The organism is Mucilaginibacter paludis DSM 18603 (genome assembly GCF_000166195.2).
GTDB classification, from domain to species: Bacteria; Bacteroidota; Bacteroidia; order Sphingobacteriales; family Sphingobacteriaceae; genus Mucilaginibacter; species Mucilaginibacter paludis.
This window is the reverse complement of the sequence record NZ_CM001403.1, coordinates 4,632,080-4,653,145: the sequence shown is the minus strand read 5'-3', so window position 1 is coordinate 4,653,145 and position 21,066 is coordinate 4,632,080. Positions and strand designations below refer to the sequence as shown.

General features: G+C 41.3%; 18 protein-coding genes. 8 read left to right on the top strand and 10 right to left on the bottom strand.

Annotation, left to right across the window (positions count from 1 at the left end):
- The first annotated feature begins 245 nt into the window (after nucleotides 1–245).
- The 4 genes from MUCPA_RS19660 (at nucleotide 246) to gldD (ending at nucleotide 4,314) form a co-directional block, all read left to right on the top strand.
- Entirely contained in the window at nucleotides 246–1,649 is a 1,404-nt protein-coding gene (locus MUCPA_RS19660) for a tetratricopeptide repeat protein (protein ID WP_008508822.1), read from the top strand.
- A gap of 109 nt (nucleotides 1,650–1,758) precedes the next feature.
- Nucleotides 1,759–2,520: a phosphosulfolactate synthase gene (locus tag MUCPA_RS19655; protein ID WP_008508821.1), complete on the top strand. Its 762-nt coding sequence runs from the start codon at nucleotides 1,759–1,761 to the stop codon at nucleotides 2,518–2,520.
- 415 nt (nucleotides 2,521–2,935) lie between these two features.
- Nucleotides 2,936–3,736: a shikimate dehydrogenase family protein gene (locus MUCPA_RS19650; RefSeq protein WP_008508820.1), complete on the top strand. Its 801-nt coding sequence runs from the start codon at nucleotides 2,936–2,938 to the stop codon at nucleotides 3,734–3,736.
- Nucleotides 3,733–4,314 (top strand): gliding motility lipoprotein GldD, encoded by a 582-nt coding sequence (gldD, locus tag MUCPA_RS19645; protein ID WP_040627717.1) that lies wholly within the window; start codon nucleotides 3,733–3,735, stop codon nucleotides 4,312–4,314. Before MUCPA_RS19650 ends, gldD begins: the two co-directional genes overlap by 4 nt.
- A 108-nt stretch (nucleotides 4,315–4,422) precedes the next feature.
- Here gldD and MUCPA_RS19640 read toward each other — a convergent pair whose 3' ends face one another.
- Complete coding sequence (locus MUCPA_RS19640; protein ID WP_008508818.1) at nucleotides 4,423–5,415, bottom strand: hypothetical protein; 993 nt, start codon at nucleotides 5,413–5,415, stop codon at nucleotides 4,423–4,425.
- Between the two features lie 1,425 nt (nucleotides 5,416–6,840).
- Between MUCPA_RS19640 and MUCPA_RS19630 the strand changes: the two genes are divergently transcribed.
- From MUCPA_RS19630 to MUCPA_RS19620, 3 genes are read left to right on the top strand one after another with little or no spacing between them, the layout of a single operon-like run.
- Nucleotides 6,841–7,479, top strand: coding sequence for an MBL fold metallo-hydrolase (locus MUCPA_RS19630; protein ID WP_008508817.1), 639 nt, complete (start codon nucleotides 6,841–6,843; stop codon nucleotides 7,477–7,479).
- Between the two features lie 13 nt (nucleotides 7,480–7,492).
- A complete protein-coding gene (locus MUCPA_RS19625) occupies nucleotides 7,493–8,719 on the top strand; it encodes an FtsX-like permease family protein (RefSeq protein WP_008508816.1) in 1,227 nt (408 codons plus the stop codon).
- 13 nt (nucleotides 8,720–8,732) lie between these two features.
- Nucleotides 8,733–9,101, top strand: a complete 369-nt coding sequence (locus MUCPA_RS19620) for a hypothetical protein (protein ID WP_008508815.1) — start codon at nucleotides 8,733–8,735, stop codon at nucleotides 9,099–9,101.
- A gap of 191 nt (nucleotides 9,102–9,292) precedes the next feature.
- On the opposite strand, the gene porN is transcribed toward MUCPA_RS19620, so the two are convergent.
- The 8 genes from porN to MUCPA_RS19580 all read right to left on the bottom strand — a co-directional run bounded on the left by porN (nucleotide 9,293) and on the right by MUCPA_RS19580 (nucleotide 19,153).
- Nucleotides 9,293–10,264, bottom strand: coding sequence for a type IX secretion system ring subunit PorN/GldN (porN, locus tag MUCPA_RS19615; RefSeq protein WP_008508814.1), 972 nt, complete (start codon nucleotides 10,262–10,264; stop codon nucleotides 9,293–9,295).
- Nucleotides 10,265–10,293: 29 nt separating this feature from the next.
- A complete protein-coding gene (porM, locus tag MUCPA_RS19610; protein ID WP_008508813.1) occupies nucleotides 10,294–11,829 on the bottom strand; it encodes a type IX secretion system motor protein PorM/GldM in 1,536 nt (511 codons plus the stop codon).
- 41 nt (nucleotides 11,830–11,870) lie between these two features.
- Nucleotides 11,871–12,665, bottom strand: coding sequence for a type IX secretion system motor protein PorL/GldL (gene porL / locus MUCPA_RS19605; RefSeq protein ID WP_008508812.1), 795 nt, complete (start codon nucleotides 12,663–12,665; stop codon nucleotides 11,871–11,873).
- Nucleotides 12,666–12,745: 80 nt separating this feature from the next.
- Complete coding sequence (locus tag MUCPA_RS19600) at nucleotides 12,746–14,059, bottom strand: gliding motility-associated lipoprotein (protein ID WP_008508811.1); 1,314 nt, start codon at nucleotides 14,057–14,059, stop codon at nucleotides 12,746–12,748.
- Nucleotides 14,060–14,309: 250 nt separating this feature from the next.
- Nucleotides 14,310–15,068, bottom strand: coding sequence for a uroporphyrinogen-III synthase (locus MUCPA_RS19595; protein WP_008508810.1), 759 nt, complete (start codon nucleotides 15,066–15,068; stop codon nucleotides 14,310–14,312).
- A 26-nt stretch (nucleotides 15,069–15,094) separates the two neighbouring features.
- The gene (locus MUCPA_RS19590) at nucleotides 15,095–16,021 is read right to left on the bottom strand and encodes a DUF4271 domain-containing protein (RefSeq protein WP_008508809.1); all 927 of its coding nucleotides are present in this window, start codon (nucleotides 16,019–16,021) and stop codon (nucleotides 15,095–15,097) included.
- Nucleotides 16,022–16,075: 54 nt separating this feature from the next.
- Nucleotides 16,076–17,791: a S1C family serine protease gene (locus MUCPA_RS19585; RefSeq protein WP_008508808.1), complete on the bottom strand. Its 1,716-nt coding sequence runs from the start codon at nucleotides 17,789–17,791 to the stop codon at nucleotides 16,076–16,078.
- Nucleotides 17,792–17,833: 42 nt separating this feature from the next.
- Nucleotides 17,834–19,153 carry an IS4 family transposase gene (locus MUCPA_RS19580; RefSeq protein WP_008504096.1) on the bottom strand — a complete coding sequence of 440 codons (1,320 nt, stop codon included), beginning with the start codon at nucleotides 19,151–19,153 and terminating at the stop codon, nucleotides 17,834–17,836.
- 74 nt (nucleotides 19,154–19,227) lie between these two features.
- On the opposite strand from MUCPA_RS19580, the gene MUCPA_RS19575 reads away from it, so the two are divergent.
- Entirely contained in the window at nucleotides 19,228–19,431 is a 204-nt protein-coding gene (locus MUCPA_RS19575) for a hypothetical protein (protein ID WP_008504097.1), read from the top strand.
- A 228-nt stretch (nucleotides 19,432–19,659) separates the two neighbouring features.
- Here MUCPA_RS19575 and MUCPA_RS19570 read toward each other — a convergent pair whose 3' ends face one another.
- Complete coding sequence (locus tag MUCPA_RS19570; protein WP_008508807.1) at nucleotides 19,660–21,057, bottom strand: alpha-L-fucosidase; 1,398 nt, start codon at nucleotides 21,055–21,057, stop codon at nucleotides 19,660–19,662.
- Nucleotides 21,058–21,066 lie beyond the last annotated feature (9 nt).

The following is a 21,066-nucleotide window of genomic DNA, read 5'->3' as shown; positions in this document are numbered from 1 at the left end:
TAATAACTTTGTCAAAGTTAAATAATTATCCCGGGTCAATTAGGTTAAATACCCCCTGGTTAAATACTTATCGGGTTAAAATGTTTTGAATTTACTATCAGGCAGTTAATGCAGGTTGGGGTTAAAAATGGGGATATGTGGAAAACTAAATTATTTGGACGGGAGTTTTATAACTAATTTAACTAAAGAATTTGTTACCCTAATTGTTATAAAGCGCTAAGCAGAAGTTCTGCAAACCAAACTGAATGGAAGAAGAATTTGAATTTGATTTTACAGAAGACCCCCGGTTTTCGGTAGAACGATACGAGGAAATGATTCGTAACCACGACCAGTACTTTTTTGATGCACAAGCGTTTGAGAACATCATCGACTACTACATTGAAAAGAACGACCCGGTTAAGGCTATACAGGTGGTAGAATATGCCCGCAACCAGCACCCTTTTGCAGCGGTTTTCCTGATCAAGCAAGCACAGTTATTTGTTGTAACCAACCGGATTGCTGACGCTTTTAACGCGCTCGACAGGGCACAAACCCTCGAAGCGTCTGATGCGGATATCTACATCATCAGGGGTAATCTTTACGAGAGTATCGACCGTTACCCCGAGGCCCTGGAAAATTACGAAAAAGCCCTGGGCATGGCTGAAGAAACCGATGAGATTTTGTTACACATTGCCTACGTTAACCAAAACATGGGCGATTATGATAACGCTATCACCTACCTGAAACTTTGCCTTAAACAGAATATGGAAAACCAGGACGCCTTGTACGAACTGGCTTTTTGTTATGATGTGATGGATAACCAGCAAGAAAGCGTTCAGTTTTATCAGCAATATATTGATAACGAACCATACAGCTATGCCGCCTGGTATAACCTGGGCAATGCCTTTACCAAACTGAGTTTGTTTGAAAAAGCCATTGACGCCTATGATTATGCCATTTTAATTAAGGATAGTTTTGCATCAGCCTACTTTAATAAAGGTAATGCGCTGGTTAACCTTGAAAAATATGCAGAAGCTATAGAGGTATACCGCCAAACGTTTGAGTACGAGCAGCCCAATGCCGATACTTATTGCGCCATAGGCGAGTGCTACGAAAAGCTGGAGCAGATGGACGAAGCACGTGCCTTCTATAAAAAGTCGGTTAAAATGGACCCTAAGCTGGCAGATGCCTGGTTTGGCGTAGGGGTGACACTTGATTTTGAGGAGCGTTATTTTGAAGCTCTTCATTTTTATAAAAAAGCGCTCGACCTGGACATTGCCAATGCCGACTATTGGTTTGCCATTGCCGATGCCGAGTATAAACTTGGCCACTTAAAAGAAGCTGAATCGGCCTACGAAAAAGTAGTTGAGCTTAATCCGCTGGATACCGATGCCTGGCTGGATTATTCCTCTATACTGTACGAACAAAAAAAACTGGATAACGCCATCGAGGTTATAGCCGAAGCCATCAAAAACAATCCCGATTCGGCCGAACTGTATTACAGGATGGTTGCCTACCTGTTTGCCCAGGGCCAGCTTAACGAGGCGCTTAACTACCTGGAGCAGGCTCTAACAGCCGATCCAGATAAGCATTACATCTTGTTTGATTACCTGCCGCAACTACAGGAAAATAAGGTTATTATTGATATCATCAATCGTTACACGCAATAAACAGCGTAAATAAAATTTAAATCCGGAGCTTTTAAAGTTCCGGATTTTTTATGAACTTTGGGCTTCAAAACTTTTAGTTATAGGCTATAACATATTTGAATAATCTATCATGAACTACCATCTTAATGACCTTCCTGAACGTGTTTACAAGCCGCGCAACAACGGCTTAACCATGGTGATGGACAAGGGTTTGAGCTGCCGCCAGGCAGAAGATTTTATTGAAGTTGCCGGTCCGCATTCTGATATTATTAAACTGGGCTGGGCCACTTCATTCGTCACGCCTAAACTGGAAGAAAAACTACAGATCTACCGGGAAGCAAACCTGCCTGTTTACTTTGGAGGCACCCTTTTTGAGGCCTTCATCGTGCGTAACCAGTTTGATGATTACCGCCGGATACTTGATCAATACAAAATGGAACATTGCGAAGTTTCGGATGGCTCCATTACCATTGAACATGACATCAAATGCGAGTACATCCGTAAATTAAGCGAGCAGGTTACCGTAATATCCGAAGTTGGCTCCAAAGACGTGCAAAAAATATTTGCTCCCTATAAATGGATCAAACTGATGAATGCCGAAATTGAAGCCGGATCGTGGAAGGTAATAGCGGAAGCCCGTGAAAGTGGCAACGTAGGCATCTACCGCGACTCGGGAGAAGTAAGGCAGGGCTTAGTTGATGAAATACTAACACAAATACCACAGGAAACCATCATCTGGGAAGCTCCCCAAAAAGCACAGCAGGTGTGGTTTATCAAATTATTAGGTGCCAATGTTAACCTGGGCAATATCGCCCCTGCTGATATGATACCGCTTGAAACCTTGCGTTTAGGCTTACGGAGCGACACCTTTGATCATTTTATTAATTTGTGATTTGATTCCACTGATTATTTTTTGATTTCACCGATTAAGTTTGATTTAATTTCACCGATTGGTTGAGGTTTAAGGCGATTGTGTAAATTACTGACGCAGGTTTAATGATTAGTAATTGATTTGTTTACCGGTCGTCAGGTTTTTAAATTATTTAAACAGTATGGTTTGAATATTGTTATAATTGCATGTTGTTTAAATCGATAGCCTGAAGAATAATCTCTCTATTAAAAAACTAAAAATCGGTAGTATTTCGTTGTGATGTTATTGAATTTTCACCAGGCTGGATAAGTAAAGCTCAATCAGTTTAATTGTATTTTAGTCAATCGGTGAAATCAAAACCTCATTAATCGATGTAATCACAAATCAAAATCAATCGGTGAAATCAAAAAAACAATCAGTGTAATCCCAGTAAATAATGAAACAATTCGGCCTGATAGGTTACCCTCTTTCTCACTCTTTCTCCAAAAAATACTTCGAAGATAAATTTGAAAAGGAAGGCATTACCGATCATCGGTACGATTTGTTCCCCATCGAACATATATCAGCCCTATCTGAACTGTTACACCAAACACCACATTTGTGCGGGCTCAATGTAACCATCCCCCATAAAATCAATGTGATGAAACAGCTGGACTGGATCAGCCACGATGCTAAGGAGGTAGGTGCGGTAAATTGTATCCGCATTTCAAACGAAAGCCCGGTAATGGCAGCCTTTAATGGTGAAGTGGGCATAAACGGCCATGATTTCAGGTTAGAAGGCTTTAATACCGATATTTATGGTTTCGAGATGTCGTTAAAACCGCTGCTTACTAATGCGCATACTAAAGCGCTGATATTAGGCAACGGCGGTGCCGCTAACGCGGTGAAGTATGTACTGGAACAACTGGATATCAGCTATACAGTAGTGGTACGCAAACCCGCTGCCGGTGCCATTTTGTTCGACGATTTAACAAACGAGCACATTGCCGAACATAAGCTAATTATCAATACCACGCCTGTAGGCACATCCCCCAATGTACACGAATGCCCATCGATCCCTTACGAATTTATAACAGATGAGCACCTGTTGTACGATCTGATCTATAATCCGGAACAAAGCCTGTTTTTAACCAAAGGGAAGGAAAACGGCGCTGCTATTAAAAATGGATACGAGATGCTTGTTCTGCAGGCCGAAAAATCGTGGGAGATATGGAACTCAAAAACCAAACATCCATGAGGCTGGCCGGCTTCTTAATGATTATTGCAATGCTGTTTTCAGCATGCGGAGGCAACCGCGATTATTCGCCTAAGCCACGGGGGTATTTCAGGATCGAATTTCCGGATAAGGTTTACCAGCAGTATGATGGTGGTTGCCCTTTCACTTTTCAATACCCTAAATACGCCGTTGTAGAAATCGACAGCATGCGCGGTTCAAAGCCATGCTGGTTAAATGTTCAGTTTCCGCAGTTTAAAGGCACCCTGCATTTAAGCTATGAGGATATTACATCCAAAAAGGTTTTTAATGAACTGGTTGAAGACGCGCACCTTTTTGCCTTTAAACATACCATCAAAGCTACCTCTATCGACGAGGGCGCCATCGCCCATCCGGCTACCAAGGTTTACGGCATCTATTATACCATTGATGGCAACGCGGCATCATCAGCCCAATTTTTTTTAACAGACAGCACCCGACATTACCTGCGCGGCGCACTCTATTTTAACACCGAACCCAGGCTGGATTCCATCCAACCGGTATTAACCTTTATCAAAAAGGATATGGACGTGATGATCCAAGGTTTGCGGTGGAAAAATTAGGGAGCGAGGTGAGTAATCAAAAGAGAGCCACAAGTGTGCTTAACGTTCTTCAGATACTATTGTATGAATAAACGACTATCTGAACCGGCTGGTTATTTAAATATGCAATTAAATACCTACAACATTAGCAACAAAAGGCTTATAGCGACTGTGCGAATCGAAGGCTAAGAGCGTTGGCACATGCCCTTGCGTATCGATTAATGGGAGATAAAATTTGGTTGGATCCATATTTATAAGTTCTAATTCAAAATGCTGATTCACTAAAGAGGAAAAGGTATTAGACTGGTCATATAATGCATGTGGACTATACATTACGGAAAACATCACCAGGTTAGCAACTACCGCTTTGATGCAATTAAGTAGTGTTGCCTCTGAAAAATTTGAGTTTCTATCGTGCTTAGTTTTATTATATGAGTCATACCAATCGAGCGACTTCGTTGGCGACAAGGAATCCCAGTTAGAAAAAGGAATGATTGGAGCGATACCTTCATATGCTTGAAGCGCAAATTTGTATTCTTTGAGATGTAGGTGTTGCGCTAATTTTACATAATCATTGGTAGTATAAGTTCGACCATTCTGTTTGGGTACAGATGATAATGACATATACACGTTCCAAAAATTCTCAACCTCCGTCGACGCTAATATAAGTAGCTCTCGAGTTTTGTGACTATACGTACCAAAACTGCTTTGGTTAGGTTCAATGTAAACAAATAGCTCATCTAATCGCTCTATTAACAATTTAATGGATTGAGAAGACAGCCGCATTTCTTTGGCAGTAAAGTTGAAGGCTTTGAATGTATCATCTTGAAAAAATAAGCCCGGTCTCCAAACGCATTTATTGACCACCCCAGGTTCCGAAAGCATCGGCTTGATATGTTGTGCACCAAACGTTTTCCTAACCCAATTTTCCAAGCTACCTGTTTTTTGCTCTGTAACAGTTATCCCATTTGAGATTGTCCACCACCGTACATTCTTACCATAGAAGTGCACAAAGTGCGTATCTGTTTCATAAGCGTAGCCTATTGGGTTATTAACATGAGTTCGATTCGATATCCCAGCGATATTTTCTGTGCTTGTGGTAGTGTATGTGATGGCTTTCATTGATTGTAATTAAATCATGTAAATAAGATATTTATTGCATCTCACTTCGCAGGATGTCCTTTAGAGTAACATCCGGAGCGCCGAATGTAATAATTAATCACGTTCGAACTCCGTTAATTATTGATGTAGATAGCAAAGTGCGCAAAGGCCCTGACTGCACGCCGGGCCGGGAGTTGGCCTGCGGGGGGAAGGATCGGGCAGTCTTGATTTTTTTGGTTACTTTTTGTATCAAGACAAAAAGTGACAAGCCCCTTCCCGCGGCGATTGAGCGGGACGATGTTCTAAGTTAAGAATACCGATTATTAGCGCAATAAAAATACGCTCATAATCAACAACTTGGGTAATCGAAATGATAAACCACATCAAAAAAACCCGTACAGGGCCATGCCGAACGTCCTTCGACAGGCTCAGGAGGACAGCTTTCGCGCACAAAAAAAGAGCGTGTCATACTGAGTAAGGCTCCGGCTCTAAATTAATAATACTGATTTTTATAGAAAAAAAATACGAGCTGATAATCAAAAACTTAAGAAGACGTCATTATAAGTAACGGACCCGGCCAACCGGAAAAAAATAGGGATGACGTTTGAAACCTGTAGGCTATTTTGCGCAGAAAGAAATGTGCGCAAAGGCCAGACTGCACGCCGGGCCGGGTTTGGCCTGCGGGTGGAAGGATCGGGCAGTCTTGACTTTTTGGTTCTTTTTTGTCAAGAAAAAAGAACAAAGCCTTTCCCGCGGCGACTGAGGGGGCCGATGCTTTAAATTAAGAATACTGTATATTAGAGCAATAATATACAGTATGACAATCAGTATCTTATGCAATCGAAATGATAAGCCGCATCAAAAAAAGACCTCGTACAGGGCCATGCCGCACGTCCTTCGACAGGCTCAGGATGACCGCTTTCGCGCACAAAAAAAGGCGTGTCATACTGAGTAAGGCTCCGGCTCTAAATTAAGATACTAATTTTTTACAGAAAAAAATACGCACTGATAATCAAAAACTTAAGAAGACGTCATTATAAGCAACAGATCCGCCAGTCAAAAAAAACAGCGATGACGTGAACCTCGTACACTTGTTCAGGCGTATGTTCATCGTGCGACTAAATTTGCCTGTTTCATGGGCTTATCATCTGGTTAAACATCGCTCGAATAGTACACACCCCTCCGCCCCTCTCAAGAGGGGAATCGCACGGGGCCACCGATTTTTACCCCGTCATCAGTCCTAAACTATTGATTACCAATAAAACAACAGTATGATTGTCAGCAATCTATTCAAAAAAATTTTAAATACCTTTAAATGCCAAGCGCTAAAAATTAATAATAGATGAGGCACCACTACTATCGGTACTCAATCATTATGCCTTATTCGTCTTCTACAATTCACACCGCTCAACTCAGCAACTCATTAAAATAGTTTACTTTTGGAGTATGTTACAGATACAAGCATTTCCTAATAATCCATACCAGGAAAATACCTATATCGTTTTTGACGAGAGCGGCGACTGCGCCATTGTTGATCCGGGTATGTATACTGCCTCAGAGCAGAACATAGTGGTTAATTTTATTAAGCAGCATAATTTAAAACCAGTTTTATCACTCAACACACATTGCCACATAGATCATGTTTTTGGCAATAAGTTTATTTTTGAACAATACGGTTTAAAACCTCAATTTCATGAGGGCGAAGTGCCTGTATTGGTTGCGGTGCCATCATATGCCCCTCAGATGGGCTTCAGATACGATGTTTCGCCGATGCCGGACACCTTTTTACCCGAAACGGGGACAATCACATTAGGCAAAGGAACGTTGGAGCTTATTTTTGCACCCGGCCACTCGCCTGCGCACTTATGTTTTTACGCCCGCGAAGAAAACTTTTTGGTGGGTGGCGATGTGCTTTTCAGAGGCAGCATAGGCCGCACTGATTTGCCTGGGGGAGATTTTAAAACCCTGATAGATAATATCGAACAAAAATTGTTTACCCTGCCGGATGATTGTATTGTTTATCCCGGCCACGGTGAAGAAACTACAATCGGCTTTGAAAAGGAGCACAATCCTTTTTTCATTTAATTTAAATCGACCATTGAATACATCAGTATATATAGCCCGGCGCTATCTTTTTTCAAGAAAGAGCACGCATGCTATTAACATTATTTCGGGCATATCGATGCTGGGTGTTTTTATTGGAAGCGCGGCGTTAATCGTCATTTTATCGGTATTTAATGGCTTTGAAAAGGTAATCCTGGCTCTTTATAACAACTTTAGCCCGGAGCTGAAAATTGAACCGGTACGGGGCAAAACCTTCGACCCTAATACGCCTTATTTTAATACCCTGCACAAAAATGCGGCCTTGTTTTCATTTGCCGAGGTTTTGGAAGAAAAAGCTTTGGTAAGATATGGGGACCGGCAGGTAATCAGTACCGTTAAGGGTGTAAGTACCGAATTTTTAAATAACCGGGGCCTTGATAGCACAATAATATCCGGATCTTTTACCCTGGAGTTGCATAAGCAAGCCGCGGCAGTCATCGGAACCATAGTACAGTCCAGTTTATCGGTCAATATCAAAGATGAGCTAACGCCGCTGCAAATCTATTCGCCGCGACGTGGCTTAGTGAATTCGGTTAACCCAATGGATGAGTTTATCCAGAAAAATATTTATCCATCGGGCGTATTCTCCATTCAACAGGACTTTGACGACATTGTGGTAACTCCGCTATCCTTTACCAGAGAACTGCTTGACGAACCGAATGAAGTATCTTCTATCGAACTGAATTTTAAGGATGGTACCGACCTTGATAAGGTACAGAATGAAATAAAGACTAAGATAGGCAATGCCTTTACCGTGAAAGACCGCTACGAGCAAAACACCTCCTTGTATCGAATCTTAAATTCGGAAAAGTGGGCGGTATTCAGTATCCTTACTTTCGTGCTGATTATAGCCATATTTAATATTGTTGGCTCTCTTACGATGCTGGTAATGGATAAACGGAAGGATATTGCTATCCTAAGCAGCCTTGGTGCAAGCAGAGGCTTAATAAAGCGTATATTTTTTGCCGAGGGCATGATGATATCACTGATAGGCTGCTTAGCCGGGGTTGTGATAGGTTTAGTGTTTTGCCTGCTTCAACTGCATTATGGCTGGGTAAAAATGGGCAGCCAAAGTAGCGTGATCGACGCTTACCCTATAGCCATCAACTTTACCGACTTTATACTGGTTTTTTTAACGGTCAGCGTTATCGCACTCATATCATCGGGAATAAGTGCAAGAGTTAGTGTGCAAGGATTGGACGAAATCAAACAGGATTTGTAAATTTGCAAAACCCATGAAAATAAATTCTATATTATTGGCCTGCGTTTTAGTGTTAGGTATATGCGGTTGTGGCGATTCGGATAAGAAGAATGCACCTGCTGTAGTATATAAAGGGGTTTACAGTTTAGGACCCGAAGTAAAATCGTTCAAGGATTGCGAAACCGGAAATGAGTTTTGGGTAACCGATAATTCATCAACCATGGAGAAAGAATATGCCGAACTCAATTTTCAAAAACCCTATGAGCCGGTTTACGTAGAAGTTGAAGGCAACAAGATCAAGGCCACCAAGGCCGATGCTCTCGACTCGCAATATGACAGTATCATTGTAGTTAAAAAGTTGATAAAAATAACAAAGGTGATACCGCAGGATATGTGTAATTGAAAAAATCCCTTTAAAGGATTATTTCAATCTATCGGGGCAGCAGGGTTTAATTTGAGTATTACAGTGTTTATTATTATTTCCACCATATTTAATAAAACCAGTAAACAAAGCATTATTGAAATAGCTTAAACAAAATAAAAAGCCACGGACGAGTAAACGCCGTGGCTCCAAATTTCATTCAACGTTTTAGTTTAGTATTGCCATAAGTTAAGTTCCCAATCCATTAACGATTTTTTGATGCGTTCTGATTCATAAAGTTTATCAATGCCTTGGGCATAATCTTTAATCCGCTCATCTTTTTCGTTGGATTCTTTGGTAATATAACTACTGAATATCCTTTTCAGGAACACCTGGTCGTAACTTAAATTAGTCGCGTCGTTGTTGCGCATAGATACTTCTTTAGCTGCCAGTATAGGCCGGGCTTCAGGGAAATAAATCCAGAAAGCCGGTTGATAGTCGAGTGTCTCCGCTCCTATTTTAATTTGGATCAACGGGGCTATACCGATAATTCTGGGCTCAAAAACAGATCGCTCTTTATCAAAGATCCAGTCTTCCTTAATCCTGAACTTAACGATACTATCAGGATTAAACTCGCCCATCCTCATTTCAGAGCTAATTTTATTCCCATCCTTATCTAACTTATCAACTAAAACGCTATCGGCCAGTTTGGCCATGGCCTGCTTTGATGTTAATGGAATTGCAAATTCATCGCCGTTAGGAAAGCCTTTACTTGGCGAGGCATCAAAAGCCCTCAACTCGTCGGCCTGTATTGCATCTACCAAAACATCTATTAACCTGGCTTTGGGCGATGCCATGTATTGGTTCATTTTCTCGCGCAAATCAATTTCACGCCAAATCCGCTTGGCAAAAATCACATCTGCCTGGCGCAACGTTGCATAAGCAACCGGCTGAGCACTTAAGGTATTCGTCTTTTTATAATAGCCGTCCAAAGGGCGATCCAAAACTGGCGCAACTACAGGCTTTTTATTGGTGTCAACCAAAGCGGTTTGTGTAACAGCAATAGTTGTATTGCTATTTGGCGCATTGTTGTTCACTGCCGCCGTTGTTGTTGCTTTTTTAGATCGTGTTCTGGCTTTCTTTTTTTGAGCGTAAGTTACACTTATAACACTCAAAAACAGTATAAGCAATAGTCCCTTTTTCATAACCACTATATCCTTTCTGTAAACAAAAATTATTGAGCCTTAAATATGATAGGATCTAAACCACGTTGAGCACCATCAGGGCCAACAGCTGTGATATCATCAAAGTAGATGGTTGTACCAGGAGTGATGGTTGCCAGGGCCGCGCGCTGCGTACCAGACAGTTCGCCACTTGAACTCGAAGAAACAACACCATCCTGGTGCGGTTTAGCCACAATCATTTTAAAGCTTCTGATCGTAAACTTAGCATCAAACTCAAAATTTTCGAGTTTTGCAAACAACCTGTCCTGCGACCTAAGGTTAACAGCACTGGTAGAGCCACCGCTTTTACCTGCAAACTGTGCTTTAGGATCCGGAATACGTTTGATACGGAATTCTGTTGAACCCAAAAGCTGAGTTTTACCAGGAGCAACCTCAGCACTGATAGATACTTTGGTGGTTCCGATAGAAGTTACTCTTGCTTCATAGTGACCTTTCGATCCGCTCAATGATCCATTCGACATCGATACTTTCAGCTTTTCAACAGCAATACCTGGCGCCGATACTGATAAGGGATTGGATACCCCGATATACAACACATTCATTTTATCAGGAGACACAACCGCTGACGGTTTGGCTACCTGGTAAGTTTGAGGTGGAGTTTCGTAGGTCTTCATGGTTCCGTCAGTCTGTTTAACACGAATTACACCCTTCCAGGTATAAACGCCTTCTTTACCGCTACCTCCAACGTAAGTACCCTGACCTTCTTTAGTAGGCAATTTACTTCCGTTTACAGATATATCCGGGTTTGAATGTGAATCAGAAGCGGTTAAAAATACCTGCGCTGTATAAGGCTGACCAACTACAACATAGCTGCTCGGCGCTACAGCCACAGCTGCAAATTTATCCAGGTTAACAACTGCCTGATCAAATTTGCTCAGGATCTTTTTGATTACTTCAGACTCTGCATTTTTCGCGTCGGATTGTATTTTGATCAAAGAGGTCATGGCAGCTCCCATTGGGATACCTTCGCCAAAGTAAGCCTGTTCCCAGCTTTTCTTCTCCGCATTCTTTGCAGGAATCGGATCTTCGGCAGTTAATGATACGTTAATACCGTTACGATCTTTAGGATCTAATAAAGCAATCAGCTTTTCGCGGGTATCATTGATATCCTTACGAAGCTCTGTTGCCTTTTTCTGATCAATCATGATATGGGGTGTTACGTCCATATTATCACGGCCGCGGTAATCACCGGTATTCTCATCCATACCACCGCTTTTTTCAATCAAGGTTTTCTTAAGTTCCTCAATTTTTGTGTTCAGCTTGCTGGCCAGTTCGCTTGCTTCCTTTGATTTGTTGTACAGAGGCTGCGCTTTAACGGGCTCATCTTTTAGGTGAGTTTTCTCAAAAGCCGAATAAGTATTGTTAATACCACTCTGCACATTTGATGTGGACGTGGCAAGGCTATCGCCTATTTTTTTAAATGCATCGAGCAAGCTATCAGGCACGTTGAGTGCTATTAAACCCAGTAATACCAGGTATAATATGTTGATCATCCGCTGCCTTGGGGTTTGTTTACCTCCAGCCATATGTTAAGGTTTTATTATTAAGGTTGAAAATTGGACACGTACTATTTAACAACCGGTTGGTTCATTGCAGTTAGCATATTGCCATAAACTGCGTTTAAAGAAGCAAGATTTTTTGACAAACGGCCAATCTCTTCTTTAAATTTCTTGGAATCATCCATCGACTCGTTAAAGTTCTGCATGGTTGCAGATAAATTCTGGTAAAATTTATTCATCGATTTTAAGTGCGTGCTTGAATCTTGTAACTCAAGTTCGTATACGGCATTTAAAGCAGATAAATTTTTAGCCAGCGATGTTACCTGATCATGATAAGCTTTTGAATCAACATTTGAATTTCCCAATTCAATTAAACCTGCAGATGCCTTGCTGAATGCAGTACTTAAGTTATCATAGCTTGCACTTGCAGCTTTGATTTTTGTTGTAAATTCTTGAGTGGCAGTACCAGCATCGGTAACTTTTGAAATAGTGCTTACTTTGTCACTAAAAGTTTTTAAACCTTCGCCCAGGCTGCTGATCAATTCCGGACCAATTTTAGCGTCAGTTATCATTTTGTCCAAACTAACAGCTGTAGATAATCCCGATTTAGTTGGTGCAACTACAGCCTTTGGCTCTGCTCCTTCACGCAATTCGGGGTATACCAGGGTCCAATCAACTTCTGTTGGCTCGTTTTGAAAACCAAGTAAAGCAAATAAGAACGCTTCCATACCAAGTCCGATAGTAATAAACCAAGTAGCGCCTTCCCAGTGTTGAATTTTAAATAATAAACCGATGATTACCACTGTTGCTCCCCAGGATACGATGTTGTTAATCCCGATTTTTAATTTCTGTTTGCCAGCCATACTGTTGTTGTTTTTAGTTTAAGTTTTTGTTGAAATGTGAACTATGTTATTTTGATTTGTGCCTGTAAAGAAAGCCCCGCTTAGTGCCTGTCTTTAATGTCGCGCCCTATAAAGCGGGTAACACAGCGGAAGCCAATATAGGCCTTGGCTGTGTCCTGATATTCATAAGAGCGGGTTGAATTTTGCAAAAAATAACCGATATCCTTAAATGATCCACCTCGTACAACTTTTCTTTTTTTAACCTCCGGATCGCTCGCCTTGGCATTATAGGTAAATGATGGGCTGAGATCGTTTACAAAGGAAGAGGATGCTTCATCGTACGATGATGAAGTCCACTCAGCAACATTGCCCGCCATATTGTATAAGCCGTAGTCGTTAGGCATATAAGCGTTTACTTTTACTGTAATAGCTCCTCCGTCATCAGTATAGTTACCGCGGCCCGGTTTAAAATTAGCCAGCAAACAGCCCTTGGCATTTTTAATATACGGGCCTCCCCAAGGATAGTTTGTTCCTATCCGGCCACCGCGGGCTGCATATTCAAACTCGGCCTCTGAGGGCAAATCGAATGGTAATCTCAATTGAGCAAGGTGCCTTGAATCGTTGGCTGCACCTTCATTTAAATGTGTACGCCAAACGGTAAAAGCCCGCGCCTGGCGCCAGGTAACTCCCACAACTGGATAATTCTGATAAGCCGGATGCGAAAAATAGCCCTGCGCATAGGGCTCATTAGCCGAATAAGAAAAGTTACGCAACCAAACTAAGGTATCGGGATAAATAGGAAGGCTATCACGAAGGATAAAATCAGAACGCTTTTTTGCTTTATTGGTATTGTTAGCCGCGTCGCGCAGCACCATAATGGCGTAGTTATATTTCAACAACCTTACATCCAATTCATTCCGGTCAAATACTTTATCATCACCCTGGTAATACATACCCTCCAGCTTACTTGCGTTGCTGCTCTGGCCTTTCTTGCCCCGCCAAGGAGAGTTTTTCGCAACGTAATCCCAATCGATATATTTCTTTCCACCAGAATTGTTGGTAGTTGCATTCTTGGGATGCATATAGTATTTATCATCATTCAGGTAAGTGGTAATGGCTATAGAGTCACGAACCCAATTTACAAACTGCTTATATTTGGCGTTGGACAGTTCCATCTCGTCCATGTAAAACGCAGGGATAGTTACCTGTTTGTTATCGCCTATTTGGGCAAATGTAATGTCGTGATCTACAGGGCCCATTAAAAAACTACCTGCGGGAATATAAGCCATGCCCAGCGGCACCTCCGATCGAAAAACACGTTGGTATACACCAACCACTTCACCCCGATGACTGCTTTGGCAACCAACTAAACCCATTCCCAAAAAAGCAAACACTATGAAATAGTAGAATTTCATTTATAATACATCCCCCTTTTTAATAACACAGCAACATAACGATCCGAATATAATGAAAACATTTAATCTTAACCAAAAGTTTTTACTATTCGCAGCGTTGTATTTTCCCTTATAACGGAATTTACTGACAAAGGTTATGCTTGAACGAAAATATTTGCTCGCCCGATAAATTGCTTTGTATATCACAAATAACAACTAATCGTTTCAATTTATTTATAATTAAATATTAAATAATAATGAATTAATTGTGTTATTTGTTAACAAGCTTAGTGTATTGTTCAATGGCCATCGTCATGGAGGGGGCTGCGGGCGTAGGTGCCACGATATCGATAATCAGTCCTGCATCTAAAGCTGCCTTATGGGTGGTAGCGCCAAATGCGGCTATACGGGTATTATTTTGTTTAAAATCTGGGAAATTTTTAAATAACGACTGAATACTTGAGGGGCTAAAGAAAACAATGATATCATAAAAAACATCGGCAAGATCAGACAGGTCACTGCAAACGGTACGGAATAATACGGCGGGTGTAAATTTATAACCATTATCCAGCAAAAATTTCTGCGTTTCTTCCGCTGCTACATCCGAGCAGGGATACAAGAACTTTTCAGCAGAATGTTTTTTTAGCACTTCGGCCAGATCAGCGGCTGTTTGCTTGCCAAAAAATATCTTACGCTTACGGTATTGAATATATTTCTGGAGATAAAGCGCAATGGTTTCCGACAGGCAGAAATATTTCATATCAGCAGGAACTTCAAAACGCATTTCTTCGCATATTCTGAAAAAATGATCGGCTGAATTACGGCTGGTAAAAATTACAGCGGTAAACTCGGCCAAATTAATCCTTTCTTTACGAAACTCTTTTGCGGTTACTCCTTCTACGTGTATGAAAGACCTGAAGTCGATTTTCAGATTATTCTTTTTAGCCAGTTCCGCGTAAGGATTTTTGTCTGTATCCGGTTTCGGTAAAGTAACAAGTATGCTCTTCACCTTTTTCTTTCTATCTTCCAATTTATACAGTTTTAATCAATTAAATCTTACAAATTTAGCGCCTTTACCAAAATCAAAACGGGGCAAATTTCGAGGGCACAAAGATAGATAAATAAATAGATTTTTGGAAAGGTAAAATTAGAAATGATACTTAAACTACTTCGCAGATATTGAATTGCGAAAACAATAAAAATCAAAACTACAGAAACCGTTAATAAATAAGGAGTTAACTTTGAAGGGAATAAGCTGAGACAAATTACCACGGGTAAAAAAACAAACGCCATATTGAAACAGGTTAGGTACAAAACATACACATATTCGCGTATTAACCGGCCGATATCAAAAATAAATCCAATAAAACGAAGCAGTATAATTTTCAAAATAAATATACCCAAAACATCAATTGAGCAGGTAATAAATAGCTGGAAACCATTAATGGAATAGCTCATCCGGTGATATAAAATTACCTGATAAACATATAAGCCCATGGTAAAACCAAATAATGCAAACAAGCATATAAAGGCCCAGGAGTTTAGTAAACTATCTTCGCGACTTAGTTTGGCCAGCGAGCGCTGGGCATAAAAAGCCTGGAAAACGTATACTATATCCTTGCCGATAAGCCGGTTTAAAACAGCAGTATAAATTAGTAAGACCAGTATAACGGCAATTACCCAGCGGGCGCGTAAAGGCCGCTCTTTTCCCATCTGTAAATGAGTTTTGGCGGTTACCGGATTTTTAAACAGAAAAGGATCAAAGGCGTATTGCTTCAGCAAAGTATCAATAAACTGGTTGTGCCTTAAAGAATCGGGCATCCTGATATAGGCCGATAATGTATCGGCAACAGGTTGAGGCTGGCTTAATGTTACCGGTTGAGAAAGGCGGGTAGTATCCGGCGACAATTTCAAGGTAGTATCACTTTGAGCCTTTATACCCGTACAAAAAACAGTAAAAAAAGCCAGGATAATTAAACGCATATTACTAAACCGCCTGTTTGAGCTGCAAATTTAGATGAATATATTGTTTTATGGCTATCGCATTAACGCTTTCATACTAAAATAATGATCAATAAACTGGTAAATGCAGTTGGTTGGCAGGGTTAAACAACTTGCCCTGCTAAACCTGGCGATATTTAAACCGCATAAATGCCCGTAAAGATCAAAAACGGGTCCGCCGCATTGATCAGCCTGAAGGATAGCATCGTGCGAGAAAACTTTTTCAAAGCCATCCCTTCTGATGCTCTTACCGCCGTTAAACAATTCTGCTGGATGATTAACTTTAGGGCTTGGCATTAACCCTAAAACAACTTTTTTTTCAAAAGCGGCGCCCCCTCTCCTCATTTGTAGCCTAACGGTATCGCCCGGCCAGTATTTTTGTAATACCTTACCATAATCCTCCGCCTTGCGCATCTCAATTCCATTGATAAATAATACCTCATCCGCTATTTGCAAGCCACTTTCGCTCGCCGGCGAATTGGGCTGGATACGGGTGAGTAACAAAGGGCCATCCTGGTAAGCGATGGCGGCTCCCAGAAAACCGTTACTTGATATTTTTGCAATACTAAACAGGTTACTGCCCGCTACACTGGCGATGCCCGCAGTATCAGGCAGAAGAGATAACAGGAATTTACCAGGCTTGATATCAGCAGGATCATGATCGATTGTTTTTAATTCGATGCCACCGTTAATTTCAATGTAAGGCCGAAGCAGCACAAGGTCATTTTGCTTGTCGCGTGTTAATACTTTTGCCTGAATCCTCTTATTACCGACTAATACAAACAGGGGCCCATAGCCTATCAACGAGTTTTTACCAACAATAACACTTTGATTTTTAACATTTTTGCTAAATGCCAAACCACTTAACGAAAACAATGTGCCCACTACCCGTTGTTGCTTTCCATTATCACTGACGGTAATGTAAATAGAGCTTTTTTTAAAGTGAGAAGATATGTCCGCAAAATTGGCATTCAGATGTTTAAGACCTGGTACTGTAAGGACTTTGCGTATAGGCCGTTCATCTTTAATCAGATCGGCGGTATCGGGCAGCCGGGTATAAATTTGGGGTTTGTTTAAGGCCGTCCAATACTTTTTATAAAGATCAACCGGGATCTCGTAATTCAAATCCTCGGGAACCTCGATAGCACTGTGCAAGGCTATTACCCGCCCTAATTCATCAAACAACGGCCCTCCCGAATCGCCCGGCTCCATTTTACAGGTAGATTGTACAAATCCTCTTTGATTAGTAGCCCGGGTAACCCATCCAAACCTTACCGTGGGCCGCGCCTGGTTCAGGCTTTCCGGATAAGCAATGCTGAGGCAAGGCTCGTATTCTTTTAGCGTAGATGAGATCCCCATCTCGGCATGCGGCCAGTTGCCTTTGGTAATGATTTTCATCAGGGCTACATCAGGGATGGTTTTATCATCGGCGTATTCGATCTTCCCCAATGCAACAGCAATGCACTTTCTACCGTCCGGAAACGTAACCTGATAAGTTTTACCGGGAATGGTAACGTGAGCAGCAGTAAGTATGTACCCCTCCTGAGTAACTACCACGCCGCTAAACTGGGCACTCATTTGCTGTTTAGATACGGTATCGAACCCCCAAATCCGCACACTGGCCGGATAGGCTTTGGCAATGGCTTTAAATACCGTTTGCTCCAATTGCCGCCCGCTGAATTGTTGGCTGTAAGCATCAGGATGAATAAATAGAAAAATTGTTAAGACAAATAACCGTGAAATATTCCGCATAAAGCCCCCTCTAAATCTCCCCCGGTAGGCATATGCGTCAACCTAAGGTAAAAAGGCAATATCGAAATCCTGTTCAAAATTGGGTCTGACTCTTTTATCGTAGGAGCAGTACCTGGCTAAAGTAATTAGATGATATCCTATCTTGCCCTTATAACTTTCTATGGCTTTAACGACCTGTATTATTTTAGAGGCATTTTTTATGAGATACCGGACTACTTTTATCATACTCAAGCCCCTTTTCTGATGTTTTTTGATGATCATTCTGGCAGGCGAAAAGATATACTGGATGTAAATGATGATCATGATAAATCTCGCATAAAGGATAAGTGACAGTTGTTTTTTCGAAACATTATGGATCTTAGAAAACTCCATGTTACTTTTCCAGGATTTGAATATGATTTCAATCCGCCACCTCAGGCTATATACTTTGAAAAGAAAGTTATAATCTGCGTCCTGTCTGGAAATGGTAGTCATAAAAATGGACCATGACATCAGGGCCAGGCACTCTTTACCCGGTTCCTTTTTGGCCTCTTTCTTAGCCTTCATCCTGCGCCTGTTTGCAATTTCGTCACTTACAGGCAAGGCGACTATCCTGATTTTTGTACCTTTTTCATTATTTAAAGTAACCTCAAAATCAAGCTGTTTTTTTGATTGTAATTCGGTGAGCAGGTTAATTCTTTCTTTTGTTTGGCTGTCTAAAAGTACTATATTACTCTGATGCCTGTATATGCAGTCCGCTTCTGCTGTCCAATGCCTCTCGATTTCTTTAAGGGTTAGATACCCCCTGTCCCGAATAACAAGGTCGCCCTTTTCTATCGTTAATTCGGGGGCGGCTTTCTGATCGTTCTTAGTATAAGAATCGATGGTAAAATAAATAAAGCTTTCAGTTATCAAATCGTAAACACACTGAATCCGGGCATTACAAACACTGGACTGGGCGTTGGAGACGCCCGAAAAAAAGCCAAACAACCTAAGGGGCAACTTAATGATTGTGCTGTCCTGCACTAAAACACGCTTAAATTTACCTGCCCTGCGCAATGAATCGATTTCTTCCTTTCCGATTCTACTGATAATAACAAGGGCCAGTATCTTTTTTAAAAAAAGCACACATGATTCTTTGCTTGTCTTTTTTGCAATTGCCTGCCTACTTACAGAAACAGTAGTTTCCGCATCTATTTTTGCCGCCAGATCATTAAAGCTAACCGTTCCATGCGTGGCCGCGCAGCAAATGGCATATAAAATATCGGCAGGCTCTATAAGACCTTTCCGTATCAGAAATCCGGTATCAATTGCTATTTTCTTTATTTGATCAGCACCAATGTTCATGGCATTTAGCAACGCTAAAAAATCGACCTTTTTCATTATGTCTTTTTGATTAATGGGTAAAATAATTTATATTTACATAGTATATATACTATGTAAATTAATCAAAAAAAATGGGATATAAAGTAAAAGTTCAAAAAGTTGAGCGAGGAGGCACCAAATCGTTTTATGTAAACTTCCCGGCAGCAGTTGCCGATGCTTGCCTGTTAGAAAAAGGCGAAGAAATGGAATGGTTGATAGAAGATAGAAATAGCTTCGTACTAAAACGTGTAAAGAAAGCCAAAACTAATCTTCCCAAACAAGAAAAAGACAAGTGAAATTAATCGCGCAAACATCTTCTCCAATAATGTAAGGTGTTAGGTTGACGCATATGCCCGGTAGGGGAGACTTTTTGTTTTTGTTTTGAATGTTGATTTAATTGTAAGTTTCTGCCCATGTAGTGTCAATCATAAAAGTCAGTTAGCCCCGAGTCAAAAGTAATTAATGCTCAATCGGGAACACCGAATTTGACTCAAGACTCCGGACTAAGTACTCTTGACTTAGCCCTACCGCCGTTCGTTGTAAACCTGAAATTCGGCAATAGATGGTTGTGCGGCATAAGCATCGATCAAGATCCGCACCCTGGTTCCTTTTACGCGTTCAAACCTGTGTACCTTAATCCTGTTTGAGTTTTGGCCGGCCAATATCGTTTTCCAGGCACCCTTTTGGTAAACTTCAAGGCGATAGCTTGAAATATTGGCCTTTTCTTCGGCAACCACAATGGTATTAAATGCCTGCTCCTGCTTAAAATCAATTTCGTACCAGGGCTTTTTTACCGTGGGATTTGAGATCCACGAAGTGCTAAAGTCGTCGTCGTTAGCAAAGTCCATAATATTTGAATCGTCGCTCCAACTCGAGTTGGCGGGTTGTCTTTTGGCAAGGTTATGCGAAATAATGGGCGCATCCAATTCGGGTAAAGTGGCCACCGGGCCGTCGTTATGCCAAAGTTCTCCTATCTTTGTGAGCGCCGCCAAGGCATTATCATCCATTAAGCCATCGCGGTTAGGGGCAACATTTAAAATAAAGTTACAGTCAACTTTGTTAAGCGGGATAATTTCTTCGTTCACCAACTTTACAGGATCCTTAACGGGCGTACCGGGATGGCTGATTTCCCAAAACCAGTTAGCCTGCAAAGGCAGGCAAGCCAATGCTGGCATGCGGTTACTTTGTTTAGATACCCGCTGCCCTGCCCCCATCTCATAAGTTTTAATATCGGTATAGTACATACCTTCCGCAGGGTATTTGGCTCCGTTTAAATCCATCAGCAGGCAGTTGGGTTGCAGCGATTTTACCAAACGGTAAATCTCCTCAAAAGGCACATCGTCATAAGAAATTCTGGACCATGGCGCATCCCATCCATCGATAATTAAAGCCTCGATATCGCCATAATGTGTCAATAACTCGGTGAGCTGGGCTTTAATCATTTTGATATGTTCGGGCGTTATACAGTTTGGCCTTAGGTGATGATGGGTATCCAGGATGGAATAATAAAGATATACTTTGAGGCCGTTGGCCCTGAAAGCGTCGGTAAACTCCTTCACTACGTCTCGTTTACAAGGGCTATTCATCACGCTGTAATCAGTAGTTTTAGTATCCCAGATGCAAAAACCACTGTGGTGCTTGGTGGTAATACAACCGTAGCTCATATTGGCAGACTTAGCGGCTTTAGCCCATTGATCGCAATTGAGTTTAGTGGGATTGAAAATGGCAGGCGATGCTTCTGGATCGGCCCAGTCCTGATTCATATAGGTGGGGATATTGAAGTGGATAAACATCCCGAAGCGCTGGTTAACAAACTGTTGCTGCAATTGAGCAAGATTACTTTTGTTTTGCGCTTTTAACAGAACAGGCAGCATGCAAAGAAGCAATGCTGTGGTAATTTTTAATTTATTGATATTTTTCATGATGATTGA